Consider the following 1963-nt stretch of genomic DNA (forward strand, 5'->3'; position numbering starts at 1 on the left):
TAAAAATCAAAAACCTCGGCCTGGTGATCATCGACGAAGAACACCGCTTTGGCGTACGCCAGAAGGAACAGCTGAAGGCGCTGCGCAGCGAGGTGGATATTCTCACCCTCACCGCCACGCCGATTCCGCGCACGCTGAATATGGCCGTTTCCGGCATGCGCGACCTGTCGATTATCGCCACGCCACCGGCACGACGCCTGTCGGTGCGCACCTTTGTGATGGAGCAGCAAAAGCCCGTCATCAAGGAAGCCTTGCTGCGCGAACTGCTGCGTGGCGGCCAGGTGTACTACCTGCACAACGATGTAAAAACCATCGAGAAATGCGCGGCCGATTTGGCCGAACTGGTTCCCGAAGCACGGATCGGCATTGGCCATGGGCAGATGCACGAGCGCGATCTGGAACAGGTGATGAGCGACTTCTACCACAAGCGCTTTAACGTGCTGATCGCCTCGACCATTATCGAAACCGGTATCGACGTACCCAGCGCCAACACCATCATCATTGAGCGCGCCGACAAGTTCGGCCTGGCGCAGTTACACCAGCTGCGTGGCCGCGTTGGCCGCAGTCACCACCAGGCCTACGCCTACTTACTGACGCCGCCGCGCAAACAAATGACTCCGGACGCCGAGAAGCGCCTGGAAGCCATCGCCAATACCCAAGATCTCGGTGCCGGCTTTGTGCTGGCCACCAACGACCTGGAAATTCGCGGCGCTGGCGAGTTACTCGGCGACGGCCAGAGCGGGCAGATTCAGGCCGTAGGTTTCACCCTGTATATGGAAATGCTCGAGCGCGCGGTGAAGGCCATTCGCAAAGGCGAGCAACCCAACCTGGAACAGCCGCTGGGCGGTGGGCCGGAAATCAACCTGCGCGTACCAGCACTGATTCCCGACGCCTATCTGCCGGATGTGCACACGCGCTTGATCTTGTACAAACGCATCGCCTCGGCGGCTGATGAAGACGCCCTGCGCGATTTGCAGGTGGAAATGATCGACCGCTTCGGCTTGCTGCCTGAGCCAACGAAAAATCTGATGCGCCTGACCTTGCTGAAATTGCAGGCTGAGCCGCTGGGCATTAAAAAACTGGATGCCGGCCCGCAAGGCGGCAAGATTGAATTTGCTGCTGACACCCAGGTCGATCCACTGGTGCTGATCAAACTGATCCAAAGCCAGCCCAACCGCTACAAATTCGAAGGCGCCACCCAGTTCAAATTCCAGGTGCCGATGGAGCGTGCGGAAGAACGATTTAATACCGTGGAAGCGTTATTCGAACGCCTCACGCCCAAACAAGCTAAATAGAAAGGACTACTGCATGCGTGCCCTCCGTTGTTTCGCCCTGCTGCTCAGCTTGGTTGCCCCGGCAGCATTTGCCGATGGCCTGTACCAGGTTGAGCTGATTATTTTCCGCCAGGCCGGTGAGCCGATTCCTGCCAGCCAGACGGCCCCGGATGACTGGGCTGCCGGCGTACAAGGCAGCGCCAGCGATTCCCCGCGCAGCACCGCACTGAACAGCGAAGCCGCCAAACTGAGCCAAGGCAATGGCTACCAAGTGCTGTTTCACCAAGCCTGGCAGCAGAGCATGGGCGAAGCGCCAACCAAAATCGCCATCAACACGGGCAATCAGCAGTTCGGTCACTACCCGGTGGAGGGCACCTTGACGCTGAAGCAGGTGCGTTTTGTCGATCTGGAGGCCAATTTCTGGATCAACCAATTCGACGGCACCGGCCTGCTCACCGGCAGCGAACGCTTGAAGCAGACCGCGCGCCTGAAAACGGGTGAGCTGACCTATCTGGACCATTCCAACCTGGGCATGTTGATTCGGATTAGTCCGCTGTAAAGCGAAATGGGAAATGAAAAAATGCCGCTCAATCAGCGGCATTTTTTATCGGTGAAGCACGTTGTTTAAACGTCTGCCCCACCATTCTGGATCCCCGCCTGCGCGGGGATGACGGCGGAGTCGCTGATAC

The 1963-nt window shown here is 58.3% G+C and carries 2 protein-coding genes; both read left to right on the forward strand.

Going from position 1 to position 1963, the window contains the following annotated elements; all coding sequences use genetic code 11:
* A partial coding sequence (locus AAAB16_RS18180) for a TRCF domain-containing protein (protein ID WP_340664588.1) occupies positions 1-1295 on the forward strand: 1295 nt, incomplete at its 5' end.
* Positions 1296-1308: 13 nt separating this feature from the next.
* A complete protein-coding gene (locus AAAB16_RS18185) occupies positions 1309-1833 on the forward strand; it encodes a peptidoglycan binding protein CsiV (protein WP_340664589.1) in 525 nt (174 codons plus the stop codon).
* Positions 1834-1963 lie beyond the last annotated feature (130 nt).

Origin of the sequence: Pseudomonas sp., assembly GCF_037994325.1 — a bacterium.
GTDB lineage: Bacteria > Pseudomonadota > Gammaproteobacteria > Pseudomonadales > Pseudomonadaceae > Aquipseudomonas.